General features: G+C 42.3%; 21 protein-coding genes. 8 read left to right on the top strand and 13 right to left on the bottom strand.

Annotation, left to right across the window (positions count from 1 at the left end):
• The first annotated feature begins 3 nt into the window (after positions 1 to 3).
• Positions 4 to 264: a hypothetical protein gene (locus AX660_RS06250; protein WP_068374069.1), complete on the top strand. Its 261-nt coding sequence runs from the start codon at positions 4 to 6 to the stop codon at positions 262 to 264.
• Here the strand turns inward: AX660_RS06250 and AX660_RS06255 are convergent.
• Positions 230 to 1555: an MATE family efflux transporter gene (locus AX660_RS06255; RefSeq protein ID WP_068374070.1), complete on the bottom strand. Its 1326-nt coding sequence runs from the start codon at positions 1553 to 1555 to the stop codon at positions 230 to 232. The genes AX660_RS06250 and AX660_RS06255 overlap by 35 nt on opposite strands.
• A gap of 34 nt (positions 1556 to 1589) precedes the next feature.
• On the opposite strand from AX660_RS06255, the gene AX660_RS06260 reads away from it, so the two are divergent.
• On the top strand, positions 1590 to 2645 hold the full coding sequence (locus AX660_RS06260) for a polysaccharide deacetylase family protein (RefSeq protein ID WP_068374072.1): 1056 nt from the start codon (positions 1590 to 1592) through the stop codon (positions 2643 to 2645).
• On the opposite strand, the gene AX660_RS06265 is transcribed toward AX660_RS06260, so the two are convergent.
• Genes AX660_RS06265 through AX660_RS06290 form a run of 6 tightly spaced genes read right to left on the bottom strand, consistent with a single transcriptional unit; the run spans position 2637 to position 7092 of the window.
• Positions 2637 to 3254 carry a GNAT family N-acetyltransferase gene (locus AX660_RS06265; protein WP_068374073.1) on the bottom strand — a complete coding sequence of 206 codons (618 nt, stop codon included), beginning with the start codon at positions 3252 to 3254 and terminating at the stop codon, positions 2637 to 2639. The two genes, AX660_RS06260 and AX660_RS06265, sit on opposite strands and share 9 nt — an antisense overlap.
• A gap of 10 nt (positions 3255 to 3264) precedes the next feature.
• Positions 3265 to 3900, bottom strand: a complete 636-nt coding sequence (locus AX660_RS06270) for an SCO family protein (protein WP_068374074.1) — start codon at positions 3898 to 3900, stop codon at positions 3265 to 3267.
• A 2-nt stretch (positions 3901 to 3902) separates the two neighbouring features.
• Positions 3903 to 4814, bottom strand: coding sequence for a heme o synthase (gene cyoE / locus AX660_RS06275; RefSeq protein WP_068374080.1), 912 nt, complete (start codon positions 4812 to 4814; stop codon positions 3903 to 3905).
• Between the two features lie 9 nt (positions 4815 to 4823).
• The gene (locus AX660_RS06280) at positions 4824 to 5801 is read right to left on the bottom strand and encodes a COX15/CtaA family protein (RefSeq protein ID WP_068374081.1); all 978 of its coding nucleotides are present in this window, start codon (positions 5799 to 5801) and stop codon (positions 4824 to 4826) included.
• Positions 5802 to 5812: 11 nt separating this feature from the next.
• On the bottom strand, positions 5813 to 6379 hold the full coding sequence (locus tag AX660_RS06285; protein ID WP_068374082.1) for a hypothetical protein: 567 nt from the start codon (positions 6377 to 6379) through the stop codon (positions 5813 to 5815).
• On the bottom strand, positions 6376 to 7092 hold the full coding sequence (locus AX660_RS06290; RefSeq protein ID WP_235594669.1) for an SURF1 family protein: 717 nt from the start codon (positions 7090 to 7092) through the stop codon (positions 6376 to 6378). The genes AX660_RS06285 and AX660_RS06290 overlap by 4 nt, the downstream gene beginning before the upstream one ends.
• A gap of 56 nt (positions 7093 to 7148) precedes the next feature.
• Between AX660_RS06290 and AX660_RS06295 the strand changes: the two genes are divergently transcribed.
• The gene (locus AX660_RS06295; protein WP_068374084.1) at positions 7149 to 7361 is read left to right on the top strand and encodes a DUF2909 domain-containing protein; all 213 of its coding nucleotides are present in this window, start codon (positions 7149 to 7151) and stop codon (positions 7359 to 7361) included.
• A gap of 44 nt (positions 7362 to 7405) precedes the next feature.
• Here the strand turns inward: AX660_RS06295 and AX660_RS06300 are convergent, their stop codons facing one another.
• From AX660_RS06300 to lexA, 5 genes are all read right to left on the bottom strand, one after another.
• On the bottom strand, positions 7406 to 8287 hold the full coding sequence (locus AX660_RS06300) for a cytochrome c oxidase subunit 3 (RefSeq protein ID WP_068374086.1): 882 nt from the start codon (positions 8285 to 8287) through the stop codon (positions 7406 to 7408).
• A gap of 12 nt (positions 8288 to 8299) precedes the next feature.
• Positions 8300 to 8848, bottom strand: a complete 549-nt coding sequence (locus AX660_RS06305; RefSeq protein ID WP_201027421.1) for a cytochrome c oxidase assembly protein — start codon at positions 8846 to 8848, stop codon at positions 8300 to 8302.
• A gap of 31 nt (positions 8849 to 8879) precedes the next feature.
• The gene (gene ctaD / locus AX660_RS06310) at positions 8880 to 10490 is read right to left on the bottom strand and encodes a cytochrome c oxidase subunit I (protein WP_106404030.1); all 1611 of its coding nucleotides are present in this window, start codon (positions 10488 to 10490) and stop codon (positions 8880 to 8882) included.
• 12 nt (positions 10491 to 10502) lie between these two features.
• Positions 10503 to 11648, bottom strand: coding sequence for a cytochrome c oxidase subunit II (gene coxB / locus AX660_RS06315; protein WP_068374089.1), 1146 nt, complete (start codon positions 11646 to 11648; stop codon positions 10503 to 10505).
• 553 nt (positions 11649 to 12201) lie between these two features.
• A complete protein-coding gene (gene lexA, locus AX660_RS06320) occupies positions 12202 to 12825 on the bottom strand; it encodes a transcriptional repressor LexA (RefSeq protein WP_068374095.1) in 624 nt (207 codons plus the stop codon).
• A gap of 594 nt (positions 12826 to 13419) precedes the next feature.
• Here lexA and AX660_RS06325 point away from each other — a divergent pair.
• Positions 13420 to 16392 carry a TonB-dependent receptor gene (locus AX660_RS06325; protein ID WP_068374098.1) on the top strand — a complete coding sequence of 991 codons (2973 nt, stop codon included), beginning with the start codon at positions 13420 to 13422 and terminating at the stop codon, positions 16390 to 16392.
• A gap of 192 nt (positions 16393 to 16584) precedes the next feature.
• A complete protein-coding gene (locus AX660_RS06330) occupies positions 16585 to 17565 on the top strand; it encodes a leucine-rich repeat domain-containing protein (RefSeq protein ID WP_068374101.1) in 981 nt (326 codons plus the stop codon).
• A gap of 221 nt (positions 17566 to 17786) precedes the next feature.
• Here AX660_RS06330 and AX660_RS06335 read toward each other — a convergent pair whose 3' ends face one another.
• Positions 17787 to 18791, bottom strand: coding sequence for a LacI family DNA-binding transcriptional regulator (locus AX660_RS06335; RefSeq protein WP_068374102.1), 1005 nt, complete (start codon positions 18789 to 18791; stop codon positions 17787 to 17789).
• A gap of 122 nt (positions 18792 to 18913) precedes the next feature.
• Here AX660_RS06335 and manD point away from each other — a divergent pair, with 122 nt between their 5' ends.
• The 3 genes from manD (at position 18914) to AX660_RS06350 (ending at position 23117) form a co-directional block, all read left to right on the top strand.
• Positions 18914 to 20131 carry a D-mannonate dehydratase ManD gene (manD, locus tag AX660_RS06340; RefSeq protein WP_068374103.1) on the top strand — a complete coding sequence of 406 codons (1218 nt, stop codon included), beginning with the start codon at positions 18914 to 18916 and terminating at the stop codon, positions 20129 to 20131.
• Between the two features lie 71 nt (positions 20132 to 20202).
• The gene (locus tag AX660_RS06345) at positions 20203 to 21345 is read left to right on the top strand and encodes a Gfo/Idh/MocA family protein (protein WP_068374104.1); all 1143 of its coding nucleotides are present in this window, start codon (positions 20203 to 20205) and stop codon (positions 21343 to 21345) included.
• Positions 21346 to 21353: 8 nt separating this feature from the next.
• Positions 21354 to 23117, top strand: a complete 1764-nt coding sequence (locus tag AX660_RS06350) for a sodium:solute symporter family transporter (RefSeq protein ID WP_068374111.1) — start codon at positions 21354 to 21356, stop codon at positions 23115 to 23117.
• The last annotated feature ends 14 nt before the right edge of the window (positions 23118 to 23131 follow it).

The following is a 23131-nucleotide window of genomic DNA, read 5'->3' on the forward strand; positions in this document are numbered from 1 at the left end:
CACATGAAGTGGCTGCAAAATTTTGCTAATCAGACTGATAAACGCTGGGCCGAATTTAAGTTCGGCCTTGGCATTTTTGTTATTGGCGCTTTACTGATTTTAGCTGGCGCACGTTGGTGGATGTATCTGCAAATTCCCGCTGTTATATTGTTATTGATTGGCGGCGGGTATGCAGCCAAAGGCTATTTTGGGATCTTGCTATATCGTCTAACGAGTAACTTTCAGAAAGCTAAACCACCTGCCGAGTTTGATAAAGATAAATAAAATAGCCGCCTAAGCTCAGCCCTCGAGCGAATAAAAAGGCCAATAATGCAATCCACAAGCCTTGATTACCCATATCGTTAAATAGCCACCACAAAGGCAAATAGGCCAACAAGGCACTCGCTAACATGGAGTTTTGCATGGCTTTGGCGCGTGTCAGTCCAACAAATACGCCGTCTAATAAAAAACACCAATGAGCAACTAGGGGCAGCACAGCGACAATGGCTAAATAGTCAGTAGTTGCCTTTTGTAAGTTTTGGTGGCTAGTTAGCAGAGCTACTATGCCATCGCCAAAAAACCAAAACACCGCGCTATAAGTGATGGCCAGTCCTGTTGACCACACTAAACTTTGCATCACCACCGCAGCCAAAGCCACAGGATTTTTTTTGCCTTTTTGTTCACCTACTAAGGCTTCTGCGCTAAAGGCAATGCCATCCAAACCTAGAGCGATTAGACTGAAAAACTGTAGGAGTATGGCGTTTACAGCCGCGCTGGTTTGACCAAAACGCATACCCTGAAACACCAAAAACGCCAGACACAATTGCAAAGTAATATTACGTACAAAAGAGTGGCCATTAAGCCCTAATAAACCGCGCATTTGGCTCAGAGTAAACCACGCAACTTGGATGTTAAGCGCTGGCAGCCTGCGCCCAACCGCCCATAAACTCAGACCACAAATAGTATATTCAGCAACTACGGTAGCTAAGGCAACACCACTCACATCCAGTTTAAAATACACTACTAATATGATACTTAAAATTGCATTTAAGACATTGCCGATGATCTGGATCCACATAACCTGTTTGGCTTGTTGCTGACCTATCAGCCAGCCGACTAATACCAGATTAGCTAAGGCGGCCGGTGCGCCCCAAATTCGGCTGGCAAAGTAGTCTTGAATGACCTGAGCAACTTCTAACTGGGCATTGGCTAAAAACAAAACTGCCTCTAACCACCATCCTTGTGTCAGGAGTAAAAAACAACTTAATACTAGACTCAAAAGTAATCCTTGAGCTAAACATTGTGCTGCTTTGTCACTATCACCTTGACCTAAAGCTTGGGCGCTAAGGCCAGTACTGGTCATACGTAAAAAGCCGCAAAGCCAATATAACTGGGTGATAAATAAACCTGCTACTGATGCGCCCGCCAAATAATGAGCAGAATCTAAATGACCGAGCACGGCGGTATCCACTAAACCCATGAGTGGCGTGGTGAGATTGCTGAGGATCATCGGCGCGGCGATAAAAAGAATGGGCCGATGTAAACTTGGCTTTAAAAATTTTGATAAGCTATGCACAGACTGAAGTACCTACAAATAAACGGACAGTTAAATGCCAAGAAGCTTAGCAAAAATAGTTTTTACCCTGATTTTGGCTGGTTGTGCTCACTTAAGCTGGGCAAAAGATAACGCAGTGATCTTACTTTATCATCATGTTTCTGAGCAAACCCCTGCGGTAACCTCGGTTTCACCTAAGGTATTTCGTGAGCATTTAAGCTATTTGGCCAAACATCATAACGTGCTACCACTGAAAACAATCGTTGAAGCTATTGTCCAACATAAGCCGTTACCAGACAAAACAGTCGCCATTACCTTTGATGATGGTTACGATAATATCTTCGAAAACGCCCATCCTCTGCTCAAAGAATTTGGCTTTCCTTACACTGTGTTTGTTAACCCTCCTTTAATTGATTCTGTGGCTTATCAATTGACGTGGCAACAAATCAAGACCATGGCCAGCGAAGGAGCTAGTTTTGCCAATCACGGCAATTATCACGATCATTTATTGGGCAGAAAAGAGCAAGAATCAGAACAACTGTGGTTAAAGCGGGTAGTCTCAGAGGTTGAAGAGGCGGAGCATACTCTCAAACAACAGTTAGGTTACAGTTTAAAATATTTTGCTTATCCCTATGGCGAGTTTAATGTCGTATTAAAAAATGCCCTACGGGAACGAGGTTATGTAGGCTTTGCCCAAATATCCGGAGCCGTAGCGAGCTACAGTGATATGGGAGCTTTGCCGCGCTTTCCTGCCGCGGGGATTTACAGTAATTTAACTAGCCTAAGTACTAAACTTAATACCTTGGCCATGCCAGTCAGTGAATTGTCACCACAAAATCCAATATTGAGTTTACCAACTAGGCCATTCGATTTCGAATTTAGCGTGGAGACCAGCGATATCAACTTGCGCCAACTTAGCTGTTTTGTAGCAGATAAACAGGTAACAACAACTATTCAAAATAATAGAGTCACCGTGCCTTTTACACCTGTTTCTAAAGCGGGAAGGCAGCGAATTAACTGCACCAGTCCAAGCATTGACGACAAAGGCCGCTATTATTGGTTTTCACAGCCTTGGTTTCTTCCAACTACCGATGGGCAGTGGTTAGACTAAGGATTTGCTCATATGCAGATGACGAGAGAAACCCAAATTCTGCATCTCAGCAGTCAGTGCTGAGGTGCTGAGAATACTAAAGCCTCGTTGTAGGTAAAACTGAATGGCGTTGTGATTGTCTTGTGAAACATCAAGGCTTAACTGTGACTTACCGTTTTGTAAGGCAAGCTCAGTCATAAAGTTAAGTAGTTGGCTAGCGACTCCCTGCTTTTGATATTCTAGATTTACACTCAGATGTCCAATACACCACTCATGAGGCTGTGGCCCAGGAATAATCTGTTGCGTGATCTGACTGCGAGCGAGCACTTCGAGACTTAGTTCGACTCCAAAATACGCGACTACACTGTGCAATGTAGCCTGATGAAAGTGAGTTTTAAGCTCAGAGTGCCAGCCACATACCGCCGCTAAAATTTTATCATCTTCAATGGCTACATAATGATTAGCAAAGCCATATTGACCATCTTTATGTTGCAAAGCACTGAGCAGAAAGTCTCGCGGGTTATATGGCTTGGAGGTGCCAAAAACAGATTCGAGGATTTGTGGACCGGAAGCATAGATCAGCTCGGCCAATTGGGATGCATCTTGTTGGCAAGCTGGTCTGATGTTCATTTAGTGTCTGTTAATTAGCACTCAGAATTTTTAGATCGGCGAGGATCTGCTGAGCATCACTTAAAGCGATTTTACCGGGTACCATTTGTGCTTTAAAGCGCCCAATTACTTGAGCTTGTGGATTGACCAAGATTACCGATGAACTGTGATCCACCAAATAATCCGGATTGTCGGTACTTTCACTCATGGAGTACATCATGCCCATGGCGCGTACTAGCGGAAACAATTCTTTGTGTTCACCGGTCACACCTGCAAACTCAGGCTCAAAAAAGTTTACATATTCATTTAAGCGTTCGGGTGTATCACGCTGGGGATCAACCGATATAAACACCACTTGTATCGGATATTTACTAGGTAAGGCTTTAAGCTGTGGATAGATGGATTTGAGCTCAGCTAAGGTGGTGGGACATACATCAGGGCAAAAGGTATAACCTACAAAAACTAAACTCCACTGCCCTAACAATTGCTCAGTGGTAAAAGCTTGTTGGTGATTATCCACCAACTGAAAATCAGGTAGTGCTCTAGGTTGAGGATATAAACTTATATAACTTGGCTCGTCACTTTTGGGTGGAGAGAGAGTTAACGCCGCTACAATACCAATGATTAAGGCAACTAAAGCTACGAGTCCAGCTTGGAATTTAGTCATGTTTAAAATCTAAAATAATGATCAAGTAACAACACCACAAACAGCACCATTAAATGAATAATTGAAAATTTAAATGTTTGCATGGCCGTATCTTCAGTACTGGCAAATTTTAGTTTCCAGGCGTAGTACAAAAAACCAATGTTAAGCAGCGTTGAGCCAACTAGATAAATCAAACCTGCCATACCGATTAAATACGGCAATAAACACACTACCAATAACAATATGGTGTAGAGCAAAATCGAGGTTTTAGTAAAGTCTATACCATGAGTAACGGGTAACATGGGCACTTGAGCGCGCGCATAATCTTTTTCACGGTGGATTGCCAACGCCCAAAAGTGAGGAGGTGTCCAAACAAATATAATCAACACTAATAACAAAGCTTGTGCGTTAATTTCGCCCGTCACGCTGGTCCAACCCAGCAATGGTGGTGCTGCGCCAGCTAAACCACCTATGACGATATTTTGTGGTGTGGCACGTTTGAGATACATAGTATAAATCACGGCGTAACCGACTAAACTTGCCAAGGTTAGTAAGGCTGTCAGGCGATTAACCCATAGCTCTAAAATGATGTAACCCAAAACACTTAGTAGAGCTGCAAAAATTAAGGCTTTTTGTGGGGTGATTTTACCCTTCGGCACTGGGCGATTAAAGGTACGCGCCATTTGACTGTCGATGCGCCTATCAACTACATGATTAATCACGGCAGCAGCAGATGATAAAAAACCAATACCGGTTAAACCAGCCACTAGTATCTGCCAACTTATCCAAGTGTCACTAGCCAAACACATGCCCACCAAAGCCGTGAGTAACAATAACATCACTACTTTGGGTTTAGTCATTTCATAGTAGTCTTGGCAGACAGCAATGAGCTTAGCGGAATTTTTTTGTTGCCCAGTGGCTACGGCCTTATTCACCAATTTCTCCTAAGTTTTACGGTACAGTGTGTAACTTAAGGTTATCAACACTAATAATAAACAAGCAGCAACAAAGTTATGCATTACCGCAACTGCAATGGGCAAACTAAATACCACATTACTCACCCCTAATATAATCTGCGCACCGAGTACCAACATCATCAGCACACACAGGCGTTTGATTAAATTAGCTGTGGCGGCTTTGTATAAACCTAAGGCTAACCAACTTAGGTAGATAAAGGTTACGAGTGCCCCGAGGCGATGCAGAATGTGCATGGTCATACGCTGGGCATAATCATGAGTACCATATTCGTAAGTTTCAGCGGCGGTAACACTAAATGCCCCTATAAAATCTAAATTTTCGTACCAAGAACCTTCACAAATGGGCAGTTCCGTGCACGCTAGCGAAGCATAGTTTGCTGATGTCCAGCCACCAAGTGCGATCTGACAGGTCAGAATAAGCAGACCCAATAAAGCATATTTACCATAAATACGCATACGGTGATCACCACCAGGTATGCGGTAGGGTGTTAAACGTAAATAAAGTAAAAACAAACAACTCAGTACGCTAAATCCGCCAAGCAAATGCCCCATTACCACAACGGGTAACAGGTTGAGGGTAACTGTCCACATGCCCAAAGCACCTTGAAAGCATACTAGGCAAACCAGAAAAAATGGCAGTTTAAGAGGGCGGTGATAGCTACGCTGGATAAAGCTTAATAGAAAAATAAAAACAATAACTAAACCCAAAGTACTGGCAAAGTAGCGATGGATCATCTCATTCCAAGCTTTGTGCTCTTCAAAAGGCCTATCGGGAAAATGTTGTTGCGAGGTTTCTATGTGTTTAGTGGTATCGGCAAAACTTAAATGGCCATAACAGCCAGGCCAATCAGGACAACCCAAACCAGCGTCGGTCAACCTAGTATAAGCACCTAATATGATGACGATCATAGCCAGTAAAATACTTAACAGTACTAGCTTTTTCATGCCTGATTCCCCTAGCCAATACGCGATAATTTAAGCACTTTTCGCATATCAGATAAAATATCTCGACTATGGAGTACTGCTTGTTGTTGGTCATGCTGCGTTGGATAACGCAAAATGATGTTATTTAATGTATCAGCGATGAAAATACCATTTGTTGTAACTTGTTTAAACACTTGATTAACACTTTGTTGATCAGAAGCAAGTACACTGAGATGTTTGTTGCTCGCCATTGCTGTGATGGCTGTTGCATCACTGTCTGGCAAGACGATGACAAGGGCTTCGACTCTGTCTTGTTCTTTACCTAGGGCGCTGTGTAATTGCGTTAAGCTATAAATGGCATTTTCGCAGCTTGCGTCACATTGGGCTGGCAAAACGTAAAGCATGCGCCATTTTTTTGTATGATCTTCGGCCAACAAGTTTGTCATATCTAAGGCGGGTTGTAACAATTCACCATTGTTAGTCGCGGCTTGCGTAAACCAATTATATTCTAAGGCGAATTTGGCTAAAATTACCGGCAGGGTAAACACCGCGATGAAAATCAAAATCAGGCCTTTATTGCTTTTTTTAGTTGTGGTCATTCAAGCTCTCTCTTCAATTTTTTGCGTTGAGCAATAATAAAAATAATCAGCGCTGCAGCGCCTAATAAAAACCATTGTATTGCATACGCCAGATGTTTTTCTGGTGGCATCACTACGGCTTGCCACTTGCGGATATAAGCAGAATCTTGCTCTTCATCCAGTAAAATAACAAAGGGTAACAGGGGCTCGGCGTAGTGTTTTGCCATAATAGTTAAATCTGCCTGCTGTAATACTTTGGGCCATTGTTGATCAAAAACAGCGGTTTCGGTAATCAAACTATTATGTTTTGGTAAAGCGTACATACCACGAAAATCTTGCGGCTCAGCGGGCAGATTAATAATAGGTAATTCACTGCGCAGTGCTGGTGCAGGCAACCAACCTAGATTTATGACAAGTTTACCTTGAATGGTATCGACCAGAGCCAACACCTCATAACCAACACGGCCTTGTTGGATCCTATTATCCAATAGAAAATAACGCTGTACGTCGATTGTGCCTTTAAAGCTCACCGACATATCAAGGGCACTTACACCTAAATTGCTGGCCTGGTCCAAGCTTAGTTCGCTTGATTGAGCAGCATGTTGCAAACCGTCTAGACGTTGTATTTTTTCATCAGCGCGCTGTAGTTGCCAAAAGCCCAAGGCAAACATAATGACAACTGCGACAAAAGTCACTAAGGTAGCCGCAATGGGCAAACGTGACCAAAACCTCACGATACTAGCTCAACTCGCAAAAATAGTAGGTCGTCGAAAATCTCGGAGTAATCAAGATGTTATTAGTAAAAATACTGATTGGTGGGTTAATCGTGTTCATGGTGTTTAACTTATTTAAAGCGATGATGGTAATGCTAAAAGATGATCCCAATCGTCCTCCTATGAGCCAATATATCGGTCGACGGGTAATTGTTTCAGCCATCATTATAGGCTTGATAGTACTTGCCATGGCGACTGGCCTAATTACGCCTAATCCACGACCTTATTAACAAAAAAGAGGAAAGGCTAAGCCTTTCCTCTTGCTGTGCTGACCTTACAGTATGTAAACAAAGAAAAACAGGATAACCCACACTACATCAACAAAATGCCAGTACCAACTGCCAGCTTGAAAAGCAAAATGGTTTTCTGGGGTGAAATGTCCTTTAAGTACTCTGAACAACATAATCAACAAAATAAGCGTACCCAGTGTCACGTGGAATCCATGGAAACCAGTTAACATAAAAAAGGTATTGCCATAAATGCCTGATTGTAGGGTCAGACCCATCTCGGTATAAGCATGCACATATTCTTCAACTTGGAAAAACAAAAATACTGCACCTAGTAATACCGTTAAGGCTAACCAACCTTTTAAGGCCTTACGTTTGTTGGCTTCAAGCGCCACGTGAGCCATATGACAGGTCACCGAAGACACTAAAAGAATCACGGTATTTAATAATGGTAAACCATACCAACCCATAGCTTCAGTTTTTCCGCCTGCGGGAGTTTCAATTAAAGGCCATATTGCTTGAAAGGTAGGCCACAGGACTTCATTGGTCATTTGGTTGTTGGATGAACCACCTAACCATGGAACTGATATCACCCGAGCGTAAAATAGTGCACCAAAAAACGCCGCAAAAAACATCACTTCAGAAAAAATAAACCAAGCCATACCTTGACGATAAGAGCGCCCCAACTGAGCGCTATACATACCAGACATGGATTCATGGATTTGATTTCTGAACCAACCAAATAGCATAATTACCAAAGTGACAAGCCCAAGCAGCAAGATCATGCCGCCATAACCTTCTTTACCACGGGTAATTTCAACCACAAAATTGCCCGCGCCAAATGCAATTAAAAATAATGCACAGGCGCCCATAAACGGCCAGGGGCTTTGCGCGGGAACATAGTATTTTTCATATTCTTTTTGTGACATTTAGTTCTCCTTTTACCCGCGGTTGAGTGCAACTTGCTGCTCTGCAGAAGTGACATCATAGAGGGTATATTGCACGGTAAAATACGTAATATCTTTGGGTAATTGCGGGTCAACATAAAAGCGCATTGGCATGGTGACATGTTCACCAGCTTGCAAAATTTGTTGTTCAAAACAAAAACATTCGGTTTTGTTCAGATACAAAGCCGCGGGGCCTGGTGAAACAGAAGGTACAGCCTGTCCGACTATCATTCTATTAGTGGGGTTAACCGCCGTAAAATTTATCTGACTCATTTGTCCAGGATGAACCTTCACTACTTGTGTCTCAGCAGCAAACTGCCAAGCCATACCAGTATTGGTTCTAGTAATAAACGACACGGTTATTAAACGGCTTTCGTCGATTTCTATAGACTCATAAACAGCCGCAGTATTAGAGGTTTTGCCATTGAGACCGGTTAGGTCACAAAAAACGTCATACAAGGGCACCAACGCAAAACCAAAACCAAACATTGCCACAACAATAGCGACCAATTTGATCACCATTTTTTTGTTTTGTTGTGGCATTTGAGACATGGCTGTTGGCTTCCGTTTCTGCTTATTTCACAACAGGCGGTGTTTCAAAGGTATGGTAAGGAGCAGGTGAAGGAATTTCCCACTCTAAACCTTCAGCACCTTCCCACACTTGTGCACTAACGGGCTCACCTTTTTTACGACAAGCTTTAATTAACAGGGCTAAAAAGATTAACTGAGACAAACCAAAGGCAAAACCACCCAAGCTTATCCATTTGTTAAAATCAGCAAACTGTAGGGCGTAATCAGGGATACGTCTTGGCATACCGGCTAGTCCTACAAAGTGCATAGGGAAAAACAGCACGTTGACGGACACTAATGAACACCAGAAGTGCCATTTAGCCAAGGTGATATCAAACATTTTACCTGTCCACTTAGGCAACCAGTAATACACCGCGGCCATAATGGAAAAGATGGCACCCGTTACTAATACATAGTGGAAATGCGCTACGACAAAATAGGTATCATGGTATTGGAAATCCACTGGCACTATGGCCAACATCAAACCTGACAAACCACCAATGGTAAACAATACGATAAAGGCTAGCGCAAACAACATCGGCACTTCATAAGAGATTGAACCGCGCCACATCGTCGCTACCCAGTTAAATACTTTTACGCCAGTGGGTACGGAAATGAGCATGGTTGCTAACATGAAAAACATTTCTGCGGCCACGGGCATACCTGTCGTAAACATATGGTGAGCCCATACGATAAACGACAACAAAGCGATAGATGTAGTGGCGTAAACCATCGACGCATAACCAAATAGTGGTTTGCGTGAAAAGGTTGGAACGATCTGCGAAATGATACCAAAGGCTGGTAAAATCATAATGTAAACTTCAGGGTGCCCAAAGAACCAGAAAATATGTTGGAACATGACAGGGTCACCGCCACCCGCAGCATCAAAAAAGCTGGTACCAAAAAACTTATCGGTTAACACCATAGTCACCGCGCCCGCTAATACCGGCATTACTGCTATTAATAAAAATGCGGTTATCAACCAAGTCCATACAAACAATGGCATTTTCATCCATGTCATACCTGGTGCACGCATGTTAAAGATAGTGACGATAACGTTGATCGCACCCATGATGGATGAAGCACCCATAATGTGTACCGAGAAAACAAACAATGCGGTAGTGTCGTTACTGTATGTTGTAGAAAGTGGGGCGTAAAAAGTCCAACCAAAAGCTGGGCCGCCGCCTTCCATAAACAATGAAGATAACAAGATCAAAAACGCAAAAGGTAGGATCCAAAAACTCCAGTTGTTCATACGTGGTAAAGCCATATCTGGCGCACCAATCATCATAGGAACTAACCAGTTTGCTAAGCCAGTAAAGGCTGGCATAACTGCACCAAATACCATGATCAAACCATGAACCGTAGTCATCTGGTTAAAAAAGTTTGGATCAACTATTTGTAAACCGGGTTGAAATAACTCTGCGCGGATCACCATAGCCATGGCGCCGCCAATTAAAAACATAATGAAGGCAAACCAAAGGTATAAAGTACCGATATCTTTATGGTTAGTGGTGTACAACCAACGTTTTATGCCTTTAGGAATATGATGTTCATGATGTCCGTCATCATGACTATGATCGTCATGTTGATGTTCACTTGTCGTGGTAGTCATGTTCATCTCCTCCTATTTACCGTTTATGGCTGAATTAATGTCTTTGGCTTGTACCAGATCACCTGTGTTATTACCCCAAGCATTACGCTCATAGGTAACAACGGCAGCAATATCTGTCATAGATAATTGTTTGGCATAAGCCTGCATTGCCGTGCCCGCTACGCCATTTAGCAGTACATCAATATGTTTAGGTTGATCTTTAGTGGCAATTTGGCTGCCCTTTAATGCAGGGAATACACCGGGTAAACCTTGACCATTGGGCATATGACAGGCCGCACAGTTGGCTAAGTAAACTTTTTCACCTGTCGCCATTGCTTCATCCATTGTCATATTCATGGCTAACAATCGTTGTTCTTCTTCTTTGGCTTTAGCAAGAATGTCTTTTTGCTCAGTTATCCACTTATCGTAATCAGCTTGCTCTTTGGCAATAACCACAATCGGCATGAAGCCATGATCTTTACCGCATAATTCGGCGCATTGTCCACGGTATATACCTGGCTCTTTAGCATTCGCCCATGCGTCATTGATAAAACCTGGGTTAGCATCTTGTTTAACCGCAAAATCAGGTACCCACCAAGCATGGATAACATCATCAGAGGTAATCAAAAAACGTACTTTTTTATTAATTGGAATAACGAGTGGACGGTCAACTTCAAGTAGGTAGTTTTCACCTTTTTCAAGCTTGCCATGAATTTCGTCTTGCTGAGTTGCCATTTTGGAATAGTACTCAACACCGTCATCCATGTATTTGTAATGCCATTTCCATTGAGAACCCGTCACGATAATAGTGAGATCAGGCTCGCTGGCATCTTCCATAGCAATTAGCGTTTTAGCAGCAGGAATGGCCATAAAAATAAGGATGATAAAAGGGATGACGGTCCAAGCTATTTCTACTTTAACACTTTCATGAAAGTGGGCTGGTTTGGCTCCCTTTGACTTGCGATGAAACCACATAGCCCAAAACATCACACCAAATACCACAACAGCGATAGCCACACAGATCTTAAACATCAACATATGCAGATCATAAACATCTGCGCTGATATCTGTGACCCCTTTGGTCATATTCAATTGGTATTGTGAAGCTTTAGCGCTCGATTCTGCAAAGACGGGACTCGCTACTAAACCAGCTAGGACTAACCCAAATTTGGATAACATTCTTTTCACTCGACACCCCTCGCTGTCAAACCCATTGTTTTTATTCCATTTATTGAATAACCCAAAAATCAATTCATACTAACATCTTTAGGTAAGAATAAGACAAGCCGTTGTTATGCACTTGTTAAATGAATGATAAGAATTACTTATTTTATAGGCGATAGTCTAGCTTTTTTGTTTATTACTTGCGCGATTGGGCGATTTTTAAGCAGAAAGTTGTTAATAAATCAAGTTTGCCAATTCTAAGACAAATTAACCTTGATAATTTGAGTTGAATATTTAAGGTCCTAACGTACGGAATAATCGAAATATCAGTTACCTACCGTTTTAATTTGGCACACAAAAAACAATATTTATGTGTTCCAACTGAAAAAAAGCAGGATTCTTTTAATAAGCAATACAGGGTTTATTGGCTGCTTAAATATAGGATAACTAAAAAACGGTTTGATAGGTAAGACGATAAAATAAACACGTCTTTGTCACTCAAGCCAATCGAGATAACTGCACATCAAGTGAGGTGCAGTTTATCCAAAATTACATGAGCTTAAACGTATTACATCCAGTCAGAACTGCGGATAACGCCAACGGCAATGCCTTCTATAGCAAATGCCTGAGTAGCAAGGTCAACTTTAATGGGCGAAAAGGCATCATTTTCAGCATGCAATAACACCTGTCTGCCTTTCTTTTCAATTCTTTTTACCGTGACATCATCTTCAACTCTGGCCACCACCACTTGACCGTTGTGCACGTCAGAGGTGCGATGCACGGCTAATAAGTCTCCATCTAGTATGCCAATATCTTTCATACTCATGCCGCTTACTCGTAATAAAAAATCAGCGCTGGGTTTAAACAGGTTGGGGTCAACCTTATAATGCCCCTCGACATGCTCAGCGGCAAGTATGGGTTCACCCGCTGCAACTCGCCCAATTAAGGGTAGGCCCAACTCTTCTAACTGGTCATCCATCGACACATTGACTTTAATGCCACGAGACGTGCCAGGCAGTATGTCAATGACGCCCTTACGTGCCAGCGCTTTGAGATGTTCTTCAGCAGCATTGGCTGATTTAAAACCTAACCTTAGGGCAATTTCAGCACGGGTTGGCGGCATGCCAGTCTCTTGCATGGTGTCTTTGATGAGTTGCAATACTTCTTCTTGGCGCGATGTTAGTGGACGCATAAACAGCCTGTTTTTCTATACAGTGAACTGTGAGTATATACAGTTACTTATAAATCTCAAGGGTGATTTTGTGAGATCCGGTTTAGTTTGGAAAAAATCCAGCCTGATCAAACTGCGTAAAAAACGATGTGATTTAGTTTTCAAACTAATAAAAAATATCAGTTCCACTTGTCATAAACCCAAGCGCAAGCACTTACAGTCAGACTTACCGCTAAAAACGACGCTATCGAGCAACTGCCACCAAGGTATGTTGCTACATCTCAGATAGAATTGTCTGACGCTCACCAGCCATTTTACTTCTCCGGCTGAACTACTAGGCATTCTTTAAAACGCTAAATATTTGAATGTTGACATTCTGTAATGATATGTTAATTTAATTAAATAAACCGGTTTAGTAAATCGGTTTTGTTGCCTAGGATACGCAATCGGATTGGTAACTAAATAGAAGGCCAAAATTGGTATTTATAACGAATACACAGTGTTTATTCAGCTATAGAGACTACAAAGCGGTTGGCCCCACAGTTGAAACAATTTATTTACAAGATCCCGAAACATAAACAATAAATCTGACACTACCAAGTGAGTGGAGACCCCATGAAAACTAAACTTAATAAAGTAAGTTCTGTCCTGAAGAGTCGTAGAACAAATACTGTAATTTACAGTGCAGCCATAGTCGCGATGCTGACAGCTCCAATTATTTCGGCGCAAGAAGCTCAAGCTGATGGAGATATTGAAGTTATACAGGTAAGTGGAATACGTAGTGCGCTGACAAGTGCACTTTTAGAAAAGCGCGATTCAACTAACTTAGTAGAGATTATTCAAGCAGAAGATATTGGTAAATTGCCTGACCAAAACCTTGCTGAGGTGTTAGAGAATGTAACAGGCGTGCAAATTACTCGTTCTGCAGGTGTGGGTACGGGCGTGCAGATCCGTGGTACTAACGCCAACCGCACGGAAATTAATGGTGTTTCTACTGTTGGGTCTGGAGCTGGTCGTAGCGGTATTAATTTTGAAGATGTTTCAGCTTCAATTATTGCCGCTGTTGAAGTTACCAAAGCTTCTGAAGCAAAAACTATCGAAGGTTCGGTAGGTGGTACTATTAACTTACGTACTATTCGTCCTCTGCAATTAAGCGAAACCTTAGCGTCTGTCAGAGTACAGGGTGAATCCAGTAGTCTTTCAACTGACGGTGTTAAGCCTCGATTATCTGGCACCTACGGTGACAATTGGGATACTGACAAAGGCAGATTTGGTGTTGTTTTCAGCGCTAGTTATGCAGAGCAAGACGTAACCGCTTTCCGTCCTCGTGTTGACCGCGATAACGTTGTTACCTCAGATGGCGGTACGCCCAACGCGCAAGATTTTGATTTTCTTGGAATACAATTTCTTAACCAAGATTACGATAACGATGAATATGAAACAGTGAATTTTGCTGGTTCATTAGAATGGGCGCCCAATTCCGAGTTGAAGTTTTATTTTGATGCCACTATCAATGATCAACAGCGTTATGCAGAAAGTTCATCAATCCAAGCTTCAGGCGTAAGTGATGTAATTGGTGTTGGCGTTCCTAGTGCCTTTGAAACTGTTAACTTTGGTATTTTAGATGGTTTGGATCTTGGTAGTATCCAAGCAGCAACTAAAGGCGTTATTCCTGTTGAAGTGGGTGGTGCCGATCCAAATTTGCGTGTTGCGGCCGATACCAGCTCGCGGGTAACCAAGAGCGAAATATTTAGATTGGGTGGCGAATGGCAAGGTGAAAATCTTAAAGTAGTCGTTGAAGCGTCATCGTCAAGTTCTAACTCGACTAACCCTCGAATTAACACCACGCTTAACTTTATTAACCCCAATGCGGCAATTAATTCATCCAATGAAAACGGGACACCGTTCATTTATGATTTAACGGGTGGCTCATTAGCATTTGGCATCGCTTTTGGTGAAGCAAACGCGCCAACGGCTGCAGATATGATGGATCCAGCAAATTACATTTTACGTGACGTACAAACGGCGCGAGATCGCACTGAAAACACTGAAGAGGCCTTGCGTACTGATTTTACTTATAGCTTAGATTGGTCTGCGTTAACTAGTGTCGACTTTGGTTTGCGTTATAGTAAATCAACAAGTATGACGGATCAGATCCGTGCTAACGTTGGTTTAAGAACTTATGCAGACAGCCCTAGAGGTGACTTATTCACTGAGCTTCTTACTGCAGGCCCAGATAACTTTGGCGACGCAGATGGTCGAGAGTTATTTGTTAAAGATTTCCTGATGATAAATCCTGATATGGTTACTGCCGACCAAGATAATGTGTTACGTATTCTAAATGATGCCGTTACTGCACATGGTGGATCAACTCCTATTACTGCACCTACGTCAGAAGTTAGCGCATTTTTTGATATCGAAGAAACGACTAGCGCTCTTTATGCGCAAGCAAATTTTGCTACCGATTATATACGCGGTAACTTTGGTGTTCGTTATCTAAAGACCGAAGTGGCTTCAACAGGTAATTCAATCACTACAGATGTAAATGGCAACCCTACAGTGTCACAAGTAACAACAGTGGGTGATTACGACTTTTTACTACCTAGGATCAACATTGTTGCTGATGTAACAGACGATATCGTAGTGCGTGCCGGTTGGGGCAAAGATATTCGTCGTCCTGACTTTGACGACCTTTCAACTTCAGTTACCTATAGCACTAGTCCTAACCCACCTGTTTCAGTTGGTAACCCAAATTTAGTGCCTGAAGAAGTTACCTCATTTGACCTGACGGCTGAGTGGTATTTCACGCAAGCAAGTGTATTAAGCATTGGATATTTCCATAAAACACGTAGCGACCTATTTGCTGGGCAGCAAGTAGACCCCTATCAAGATCCAGTGACTGGCTTCCGTGATACGGTTGGGCCGGTTTGTGAGCAAGGTGGTATTTGGAACCCTATTGCTGACATAAACGTATTTGGTCCTGTTGGTGTGGGCGTTTGTGTACCTTGGTCAACGACGATCAATGACACAGGTGAAACCACACAAGAAGGGCTTGAAATGGCAGTCCAATTTGACCTATCTAGTTTTGAAGATGACTTAGGCTGGGCATCTGGTTTTGGTGTTTTAGCCAACTATACGATCCAGAAGTTTGATGGTGGTGAAGCAGTTGATAATGCCGCAAGTCGTCCTAATGAAATATTTGCAGCCTCTACAGGTATTGAGGGGATTGAAGTTTCCGCTCTACATGGTTTGCCCGATCTTTCTGAAAATGCTTATAACTTTACCTTGTACTACGAGAAGTTCGGACTTTCAGCCAGAATGCGTTATACATGGCGTGAAGCTCACCGCTCAGAAGATTTTGGCAGTACATCTAGTTACCCCTGGGGATTCATGGTTGTACAAGAAGACAGAGGACAGCTTAATGCCAGCATTAGTTATGATGTGACTGAGCAATTAAATATTGGACTTGAAGGCGTCAACTTAACTGAGTCTGAAGTATCACAATCATGTGTTAACGGTGGGGCTTTATTATGTTTCCAAGGTCTTACCGACCGTCGAGTTACACTTGGTGCTAGCTATCGCTGGTAAAATGTTAACTGAATATATCTAACCAATTGATATACCGATAAAAATGTCGGGTCATATGAAAATATGCCCCGACTCATATTGGACATATTGTGGTGTTTAAATTCAACATGATGCCGTCAAATAAATTGATATGTGACTAAGCGCGTTACATTCCATACACCTCGAATACCGCATACCCAGAGAGCATAGAATATGAAGATCAGTCGAATTATATTGAATACAATCGCTTTGTTTGCATTCACGTTTTCAGTCCAGTCGAAAACACCTTATACCCTTACTGCTAATGATGTAAAGGTAGTCAATGGGATAATTACTTCCTCGACTCTTACCAACGTTAGTGGGGATAATTATCAAGCCGATATTGTTATCCCCGAGATGCTTGACGGCCAAGTAATAAAAGCGATTGGGCAGCATGCTTTTCAAAATAAGGGCCTAAGCAGTGTGGATTTGCCCGCTAGGCTTACGTCTATTGGAGATAAGGCTTTTCAGAATAACCGCCTAACTAGAGTCGATTTACCTGCTGGGCTGACATCTATTGGCGATGCTGCTTTTGAGTTCAATACCTTAAGTAGAGTAGATTTGCCTACTGGCCTTACGACTATCAGTAATAGTGCTTTTGCAACTAACAGCATAAGCCATGTGACTTGGCCTGCAGGACTTACGTCAGTTCAAAGTAGCGCATTTCGAGATAACAGCCTAATCGTTGTGGATTTGCCGGCTGGGGTTAAGTCAATTGGGGATTTTGCGTTTCAGAATAACCGCATAACCACTTTGACCTTGCCTGCAGGGATCACGACCATTGAGGATAGTGCTTTTAATGTTAACTTCTTAATCAGTGTGGATTTGCCTGCTGGGCTTACGACCATTGAGGATAGTGCGTTTCGAGACAACCGCCTCACCAGTGTGGACTTACCTGCTGGGCTTAAGTCCATTGGCCATAAAGCGTTTCTTGCTAACCGCTTAAGCTATGTTGATTTGCCTGATGGACTTACCTTTATTGGGGAAGATACATTTAAAATTAATAGCGATTTTAAAAGCTTTGTTTTACCAAAGGGCTCTACTGTTGGCAAGTCGCTAAAATGGCAAGCAAGCGATGGAGCTGTTTTAGATGCTCAACATGTTGTTTTACCTGCAAATTTTGCTCTTAGTTATAAAGCTATTATTAAAGATTAGGGCAAACTAAAAATTACTTAAAAGCCAGTTGATCTCAAAATTTTTGCCGACCTAAAGTCGGCAAAAAAACTGCTGTACTTATTACTTTGTTTGTTGGCTCACAATAGCGACATAGAAAAACGTGTTTAATCGTTTTAACTTAATCAGCCTAGTTATATTTTATAAACCGATTTAGTTCCCTGCTAAATTTATAATGTATATAACTCGCTTTGTTGCTGAGACTATATTTTTTTACATGATTGCCTTGTCACCAAAGAGCATGAAATCATTATTTTTTGCGCAGGTTTATTAACATCATTAATGCTACCGAGTAATATTTTAGCGGCTTCTAGGCCAATGATATAAGGCTCTTGTTTAATGACTGTGATAGGGACTTTAAAAAACTCTGCCATAGGCAGATCATCAAAACCTATTAACGAAACATCATCAGGTATTGATATGTGCTCTTGGTTTAAGGCCGTTAAAAGATCGGTCGTTATTGCTAAATGCTGGGTGAAAAAGGCGCTGGGAGCCGCAGACTGCATGATGTGTTGAATGGATTGTTGGAATCCTGTTTCACGTTGCCAATATTGAATTAAGGTTGGCTCAAGTGGAATGTCATATTTACTTAAGGCGTCGGCATAACCTTGATAACGTTCGTTTCTGGATTTCACTTTTTTAAAGTCTTGTGACATAAAACAGATGCGTTTATGGCCAAGTTTAATGAGGTATTCAGTGGCATCAAAAGCCGCCTGTTTATAGTCTGACAAGATGATATTTTTTTCACTACCATCGTGTTCCAACTGAAACTGCACTATGGGCATGCCTTTTTTCACGTACTCGGCGATGAGCTTAGTATTTTTACCTGAAGATGCGATGATGATGCCGTCGACCCGCAGTTGATATAAGGCCTCCAGCGACTTTGCTTCAATGGCAGAGTCAAAATCGGTATTGTAGATTAAGGCGTTATAATCATTTTGTTTACACCAATCATCAACCCCACGAATAGCCTTACTGGTATAAAAACCTGTGATATCCCTAACGATGACACCTATGGTTTTAGTTTTAGTCGCCTTTAGGTTTCTGGCAATGGGATTAGGCACATAATCCAATTCACTCACTGCCGCTCTAATACGCTCTTGAGTATCCTTCGACATAAACTCAAAACGACCATTAAGGTATTGGGATGCGGTGCTTTTAGAGACGCCAGCAAGTAGAGCAACATCAATTAATTTTACTTTGGCCATGGGTATTTATTATCTGTGGACTAATTTTTTGGTGAGATGTTGACATATTGCAATATTATGATAATTTGTTCAACTAAACCGGTTTAGTAACTTTTAAAACAACTACAAAGAGAGGCTATAAGTTGAAAATTACCGAAGTTAAAGTATTTGTTTGTAGCCCTGGCAGAAACTTTGTCACCGTAAAAATTTTTACTGATGCAGGGCTGTATGGCGTAGGTGATGCCACCCTTAATGGTCGAGAAATGGCCGTTGTAGCTTATTTGCAAGAGCATGTAGCTCCCTGCTTGATTGGGCGAAATGCCCATGACATTGAAGATATCTGGCAGTATTTATACAAAGGCGTTTATTGGCGTAAAGGGCCGGTCAATATGGCAGCCATCGCAGCGATAGACATGGCACTTTGGGATATCAAAGGTAAAGCCGCGGGTTTACCGGTTTACCAATTACTGGGTGGAAAAAGCAGAAAAGGCGTGACCTTGTATGCCCACGCGAGTGGCGAAACCATAGAAGACACTTTGGATAAAGCTGAACAGCATATCAAACAAGGCTTTAAAGCCGTACGTTTGCAGTGTGCTGTGCCAGGTTTGAATGTCACTTACGGCGTGCTTGGCGATAAAGCGGACTATTTTGAGTTGCAAGGCAGTCGACCTTTACCTCCAGAAGAAGAATGGTGCACGCAAAAGTATTTCAATATGATTGTTGAGCTATTTCAGCAAGCGCGAGCTCGCTTAGGTAACAACGTTCATTTACTACACGATGTGCATAGCCGTTTGACGCCTATCGAGTCAGCTAGATTGGGCAAATTATTAGAGCCCTTTGGTTTATTCTTTTTAGAAGACGCCTCCATGGCTGAAAATCAAGATAATTATAAGGTGATTAGACAACACACCACTGTCCCTCTGGCGATAGGTGAAACCTATAATACGATTTGGGATTGTAAAGATCTGATCCAAAATCAGTTAATTGATTATATCCGCGTTGCAGCTACCCATGCTGGTGGCATTACCGCATTAAGACGCATTGCTGATTTTGCCAGTATTTATAACGTAAAAATCGCCCCCCACGGTGCGCCTGACCTTTCACCCATTTGTTTTGCTGCCCATATGCATTTGAATATTTGGGCGCCTAACTTTGGTATTCAAGAATTTGTTGGTTTTGGGAATGCCCACTCAGCTCGGATTTTTAAACACGGTTTCGAAGTTAAAGATGGCATGGCCTATCTTAACGATGCTCCGGGTTTAGGCATTGAGTTTGATGAAGAAGCGGCTCAAGAATACCCCTATAAACGTTCTTACCTTCCGGTCAGCCGTTTGGAAGACGGAACGGTATGGAACTGGTAATTCATCTATTGTGAATTTAATCGTTCTTAGCTTGAAATGATAATTTGAGATTATAAGTCGAGATAAATAACATGAGTAAAAATATACGAGTATTGATACAGGGAACCGGCTTTGCCGGACAAGGACATGCACAAGCTTTTAGGTTCGCAGGTGCTGAAGTTGTCGGCATAGTTGGCCGTACACCAAAAGTAGTACAACAAGTTGCCTCAGACATGAATATTCCTTATGCAGGCACCGACTGGCAACAAGCCCTTATTGACTGTAAACCTGATGTGGTTTCGATTGCCACTCCGGGCGGCGCCCATGAAGAAGCGATTCAGCAAGCCATAGAATTTGGTTGCCATGTATTCAGTGACAAACCCCTTACCACCTGTGGTGAATCAGCCAAAAAACTACATGACTTAGCCCAAGCAAAAAAAGTGAAAACTGCCTTTGCTGCTAGTTTCAGATACATGCCCGATGTTATTCATGCTAAACGTTTAGTCGAAGCAGGTGTTATTGGCGAGCCCTTAGAAGTTGAGTGTATTTCGCACTTTAACTTAGAGCGCAGTATTCCCTTTGGCTGGTCACATCGCAAAGAAGATGGTGGTGGTCGTCTGAGCAATAATTTCACTCATAAGTTATCCATTGTTACGTCAATCATAGGTGAAAAAATCCTATCTATTATGGGCGAAGTACGTGATGACTTAGGCAAGGCACCTATTGTTGAAGGTGTGCATAACTTCAAAAACCGTCGCGACTATATTCCTGATGACTTAAATGATCCCTCGCTTAAGTGGGGCGAATCTAATGTGGAGTGGTCGTATACCGTATTAGCCCAGTTAGAAAGCAAACTGGCGACTAAACCGGTGTCTGTGTTGTTTAAACACGGTGGTTTACACCCTCGTTTTAATGAAGACCATATCGTGATTTATGGCAGTAAAGGCGCGATCTACATCAAAGGGCACTATGCCAGTGGCCCCTTGTATGTATATGACGACAATAAGCAGTGGGTTGAAGTGGCCTTACCTGAGGATATTGTTAAAAACATACCGGATGTTGAAGGTGATACGGAAAGAAATTGGCGCTACCTGATTAGAGAATTAGTCAAAGATATTAAAGGTGAGTCGGTGGCTCCTTATCAAACCTTTAAAGAGGGAGCTCAATATCAACAACTTATTGATCTTATTCGCAAAAATGATAATTGGGTTGACGTTAGTCACCTGCAATATTAGGTAAGCCCATGTTATATGAATATTTAGTCATTGCAGGTTACTTTTTACTGATAGTTGGTATTGGTTTTGCGTTTAAAAATATGGCCAAAAACTCTACCAGTGATTACTTTCGTGGCGGCGGTCGAATGTTATGGTGGATGGTCGGATCGACTGCCTTTATGGCGCAGTTTTCGGCCTGGACCTTTACCGGTGCGGCAGGTAAAGCTTTCACCGATGGTTTTGCTATTAGCCTCGTCTTTTTTGCCAATACCTTTGCCTATTTTTGTGGTTGGGCTTATTTTTCCGCCCGTTTTCGCCAGATGCGGGTGGATACACCCACCGAGGGTATTAAACGGCGTTTTGGTCATCAAAATGAGCAGTTTTTCTCTTGGGCCTTGATCGTATTTAGTTTTATTAATGCTGGTGTGTGGCTTAACGCCTTAGGTGTCTTTACCAGCGCCGTGTTTGATGCTGATATTACCCTAACCATCATTGCTACGGGTTTAACCGTGGTCTTTGTTTCTGTGCTTTCTGGTGCATGGGGTGTGGTTGCCTCTGACTTTGTCCAAACCTTAGTGGTCGCGGTTATCTCCATTGCCTGTGCCATAGTTGCCTTGTTTATGGTGGGCGGTCCGCTTGAGTTGGTGAACAATTTCCCAGTGGATTTTGTTATGGGTCCAGACATGAACTACGGAGTCATTTTAGTTGGCACTTTTGTATTCTTTTTAGCCAAGCAAATGATCACCATCATGAATTTACATGATTCATTTCGTTTTCTAAATGCGAAAGATTCTGTCAATGCACGTAAAGCATCTTTATTAGCTATGGGCTTGATGGGCGTGGGCAGTATTGTGTGGTTTATTCCCCCTTGGGCTGCAGCCATATTATATCCAGACGCAGCTGCTGCTTACCCCGAATTAGGCAATAAAGCCGCTGACGCTGTGTATTTGGTATTTACCCGTAATGCCATGCCAGTGGGTACGGTTGGTTTACTCTTGGCAGGTTTGTTTGCCGCGACTATGTCTTCTATGGATTCAGCGCTGAATAAAAATGCCGGTATCTTTGTTAGGAGTATCTATCAGCCCTTCCTTCTCAAGAAAAAATCCGAGGTCGATGATAAACATCTACTGAAGGTTAGTCGTTTCATCAGTTTTGTTAGTGGGATCTTAGTTATTGCCGTTGCCTTGTTTTTTAAGTCGCTGACCGAGCTCAGCCTATTTGAATTAATGATGAATGTTTCAACCATGATCCAAGTGCCCTTACTTATCCCTCTTATCTTTGGTTTGTTTATCAAGCGTATCCCCCAGTGGGCCCCTTGGGTCACAGTGGGAGTCGGCCTCTTTGTTTCTTGGTTTTCGGTGAATATTTTGACGCCAGAACTGTTAGCTAATTGGCTAGGTCTAGCGCAGGAATTCACTCGTCGTGAAGCGGTAGACATCAACTTAATGATCACCATAGGTGCCCACTTAGTTTTCACCGCTGGATTTTTCTGTGCCACTACGTTTTTCTATAAAGAACAAGATGATCAACATAAACAAGAAACCGAGCGCTTTTTTGCCGATTTTGAAACGCCCTTTATCGCTGACGCCGAGCAAGATGATTACGACAGACAGCAGCGTGATAAATTAGGCTCTATGGTGATGTATATGGGTTATGGCGTACTGGCCATGATGTTAATTCCTAATCCAATGTGGGGAAGAATGGTGTTTGTACTCTGTGCGTTGACCATATTACTGATGGGCTTTTTACTCAAAAGAAGTGCCAATACTAAAGATCTTAAAGCAAAACAATAAGGGCTTAACCGCCC

This window comes from Paraglaciecola hydrolytica (assembly GCF_001565895.1).
Lineage (GTDB): Bacteria > Pseudomonadota > Gammaproteobacteria > Enterobacterales > Alteromonadaceae > Paraglaciecola > Paraglaciecola hydrolytica.

Coding starts and splice junctions, on each gene's coding strand:
- AX660_RS06250 (WP_068374069.1), top strand. CDS start 4: ATGAAGTGGCTGCAAAATTTTGCTAATCAGACTGATAAACGCTGGGCC.
- AX660_RS06260 (WP_068374072.1), top strand. CDS start 1,590: ATGCCAAGAAGCTTAGCAAAAATAGTTTTTACCCTGATTTTGGCTGGT.
- AX660_RS06265 (WP_068374073.1), bottom strand. CDS start 3,254: ATGAACATCAGACCAGCTTGCCAACAAGATGCATCCCAATTGGCCGAG.
- AX660_RS06270 (WP_068374074.1), bottom strand. CDS start 3,900: ATGACTAAATTCCAAGCTGGACTCGTAGCTTTAGTTGCCTTAATCATT.
- AX660_RS06280 (WP_068374081.1), bottom strand. CDS start 5,801: ATGAAAAAGCTAGTACTGTTAAGTATTTTACTGGCTATGATCGTCATC.
- AX660_RS06285 (WP_068374082.1), bottom strand. CDS start 6,379: ATGACCACAACTAAAAAAAGCAATAAAGGCCTGATTTTGATTTTCATC.
- AX660_RS06295 (WP_068374084.1), top strand. CDS start 7,149: ATGTTATTAGTAAAAATACTGATTGGTGGGTTAATCGTGTTCATGGTG.
- AX660_RS06300 (WP_068374086.1), bottom strand. CDS start 8,287: ATGTCACAAAAAGAATATGAAAAATACTATGTTCCCGCGCAAAGCCCC.
- AX660_RS06305 (WP_201027421.1), bottom strand. CDS start 8,848: ATGCCACAACAAAACAAAAAAATGGTGATCAAATTGGTCGCTATTGTT.
- ctaD (WP_106404030.1), bottom strand. CDS start 10,490: ATGACTACCACGACAAGTGAACATCAACATGACGATCATAGTCATGAT.
- coxB (WP_068374089.1), bottom strand. CDS start 11,648: ATGTTATCCAAATTTGGGTTAGTCCTAGCTGGTTTAGTAGCGAGTCCC.
- lexA (WP_068374095.1), bottom strand. CDS start 12,825: ATGCGTCCACTAACATCGCGCCAAGAAGAAGTATTGCAACTCATCAAA.
- AX660_RS06325 (WP_068374098.1), top strand. CDS start 13,420: ATGAAAACTAAACTTAATAAAGTAAGTTCTGTCCTGAAGAGTCGTAGA.
- AX660_RS06330 (WP_068374101.1), top strand. CDS start 16,585: ATGAAGATCAGTCGAATTATATTGAATACAATCGCTTTGTTTGCATTC.
- AX660_RS06335 (WP_068374102.1), bottom strand. CDS start 18,791: ATGGCCAAAGTAAAATTAATTGATGTTGCTCTACTTGCTGGCGTCTCT.
- AX660_RS06345 (WP_068374104.1), top strand. CDS start 20,203: ATGAGTAAAAATATACGAGTATTGATACAGGGAACCGGCTTTGCCGGA.
- AX660_RS06350 (WP_068374111.1), top strand. CDS start 21,354: ATGTTATATGAATATTTAGTCATTGCAGGTTACTTTTTACTGATAGTT.